General features: G+C 40.6%; 4 protein-coding genes. 2 read left to right on the top strand and 2 right to left on the bottom strand.

The window, feature by feature from the left end:
• Both B151_RS0117360 and B151_RS0117355 read right to left on the bottom strand, forming a co-directional pair.
• Positions 1 to 310: mercuric transporter MerT family protein (locus B151_RS0117360; RefSeq protein WP_020404905.1), on the bottom strand; the 310-nt coding region annotated here is incomplete at its 3' end.
• Positions 307 to 687, bottom strand: a complete 381-nt coding sequence (locus B151_RS0117355) for an ArsR/SmtB family transcription factor (RefSeq protein ID WP_020404904.1) — start codon at positions 685 to 687, stop codon at positions 307 to 309. The genes B151_RS0117355 and B151_RS0117360, both read right to left, overlap by 4 nt.
• Positions 688 to 1152: 465 nt before the next feature.
• Between B151_RS0117355 and B151_RS0117350 the strand changes: the two genes are divergently transcribed.
• Together B151_RS0117350 and B151_RS19155 are read left to right on the top strand one after the other, a co-directional pair.
• The gene (locus B151_RS0117350) at positions 1153 to 2433 is read left to right on the top strand and encodes a TolC family protein (RefSeq protein WP_083909928.1); all 1281 of its coding nucleotides are present in this window, start codon (positions 1153 to 1155) and stop codon (positions 2431 to 2433) included.
• A 36-nt stretch (positions 2434 to 2469) separates the two neighbouring features.
• Positions 2470 to 2664: hypothetical protein (locus B151_RS19155; RefSeq protein WP_040517251.1), on the top strand; the 195-nt coding region annotated here is incomplete at its 3' end.

The following is a 2664-nucleotide window of genomic DNA, read 5'->3' as shown; positions in this document are numbered from 1 at the left end:
CCGCCACAACGGTTACGATGCCAAGAAACGATTTAGACTGGGTGAAACGGGCTTCTTCAGGATCACATTCGCAATCAATCTCTTTTGAGGGCTTAAATTTTTGATACCATGCAAAGCTGAGTAAAAGAACAGTCAGCCCAATTAAATAAGGCCGGAATGGGTCCATGAATGAAAACGTAGAGGCAATTCCACTAGTACCAGCCAGAACAGCCAATACCGGTGTGATACAGCAAAGGGAGGCGATAAATGCGACTCCCAGTCCTGCGCCCAGCCATTTGGTGTCTTTGTTATTGTTATGTTGCTTGTTCATGCAGCTAATACCTCCATAATGGTATTGTTTTCAATCTGGTGAAAAAGTGGTTTCAAAAGCTCGTCATAAGGTTCTTGCAGAGAATAGAAAATGAGTTTTCCCTCTCTTCTTGAACCTAAAAGTCCGGCGTCTTTCAATTTTCGCAGGTGTTGCGATACCGCCGGTACGGTCATGTCTAAAATATCGCTCAAATCACATGGGCATAAATCTTCCTCCGTACTCAACAAGAACAGAATTTTCAGGCGCACATCATTTCCGGCCAGTTTCAGTATGTCCGAGAGTTTTAAGATGGATGATTCTACTGCATTTATAGAATCAATGCAGCGGTTGATCTGGTTCAGATCGGCTACATCACGAATACAAGATTGTTTACTCATAGGAATTATTATTTAAGTGATAGCTTAAATATAAATTCAAGAGAACATTTAAGCAAAAGATTAAAGAAGTAAACCTTTTTTCCTGGTTCACTTTTACCTTCCTAGGCTTTACAGATCTTGCACTAAGCACTGCGACCACCGATAATGCAGGAGTCAATTGGATCAAGCTGCATCTATTTTATCAGCTGCATGTCTCCAATTCAATGAATCTCCACGGTGCTTTTCTTCAGCCTCAGATATTGCAAACAGACATTTTATATGCTAGCTATCCATAGCTCATATATTTCAATTATTTTACATAGAAATCCATCTTTTTACTGTCTCACAATGGTGGTGTAAGGTTCAACTTTAAGGATAAAAGTATTTCCTTTGATTTAAGCTTCATTTAAGCATTCCTCTCGTAGTTTGAAATCAAGATAATTATTCAATCTACGGGCTTGTCCCTTATAAAATTTGGTTTGCAGAATGAAAAAAATAATGATAAAGGGATTTTTCTTGGGAATGTCACTATTCCTGGTTTCATCAAATGTGAGTTTTTCTCAAACACCAGACTCTACATTGTTACTTGATGAACTTATTCAACAAGTGCTAACCCAAAACCCGGAACTACAATCATCATATCAGGCTTGGGAAGCAAGCAAAACCAGAATCTCACAGCAAGAGGCCCTACCCGACCCAACACTCGGTTTAAATATCATGAACCTGCCGGTCAACAGCTTTTCACTTGATCAGGAGCCCATGACAGGTAAGCAAATATCTGTGATGCAACCGTTTCCTTTTCCGGGAAAACTAGGACTGAAAGGTGATATTGCAGTAAATGAATCAGAGATTGTCCTGCACCGGTATCGGGAACTTCAAAATCAGCTTAAAAAAAGAACGAAACAGGCTTTTTATGATCTATACTACGTAGATCAAGCTCTTTCAACAGTTGCACACAACCAAGAGCTTCTTAAAGAGTTCGTAGAAATAGCTGAAACAAGGTACGGAGTGGGTAAAGGCACGCAACCTGACGTACTTCGAGCTCAAGTAGCTCTTTCAAAAATGCTTGATCAAGAACTCAAGCTTCTCCAGCAACGTGAAGTTGTACAGGCCCGCATTAACACCCTCTTAGATAAACCCGCTGATACACCGCTTGGAGAGGCCATTATAAATCAACCGGAATTTTTTACATCCAATCTACCCACGCTGATTCAACAAGCCGATAGTACCAGCCCTTTACTTGCAGCCTGGAAAACCGCCGTTGTACAAAGTGGCCAAAAGGTGGACTTAGCACTTAAAGATCGCTATCCGGATTTTTCGGTGGGTGTTGCCTATACCCAGCGAGACAAATTACAAAACGGCATGAAAGGCTATGATTTTGTCTCGGCTATGTTCAATGTCAAAATCCCTCTCTTTTTAAGCAAAAAACAGAATAAAAAAGTACAAGAGACCCAAATCCAGCAAACTTCCATAGAGTATCGCTATCAAAACATAGTTAACTCCATTGAACAGAAGCTGCAACAGTCACTAACCGAGCTTGAAAAAAATCAAAGACTATTAGAACTCTACAGAACGGGGATAATTCCTCAGGCAGAAGAATCTCTTGAGTCATCAATAGCGGGGTATCAGAATGACAAGGTGGACTTCCTGTCTCTACTCGACAGTGAATTAACCTTATTCCAGTTTCGCCTGGATTATCATCGCTTTTTAGCTGACTACCACAAAGCTATAGCAGAGATAGAAGCATTAACCGGCACTGAGTTATAAACCATTTTCAAAATTTAAACAAAGAGTACAATCATCATGAATACCAAATCAATAATACTATCCCTCGGAGCAGTTATTGCTTTTACCTTAGGCGGTTACTGGTTGGGAACCCAACAATCCACTGGCGGTTCAGCAGCCATTACACAATCTACCGATGAGATGCAGAATATGCCGAAAACCGATTCCGCAAATAAAAAACAGGGAGAGCGTGAAATTTTGTATTGGCAGGCG

The organism is Gracilimonas tropica DSM 19535 (genome assembly GCF_000375425.1).
GTDB lineage: Bacteria > Bacteroidota > Rhodothermia > Balneolales > Balneolaceae > Gracilimonas > Gracilimonas tropica.
The sequence above is the reverse complement of the archived record's forward strand: the minus strand, read 5'-3'. Positions and strand labels throughout refer to the sequence as shown.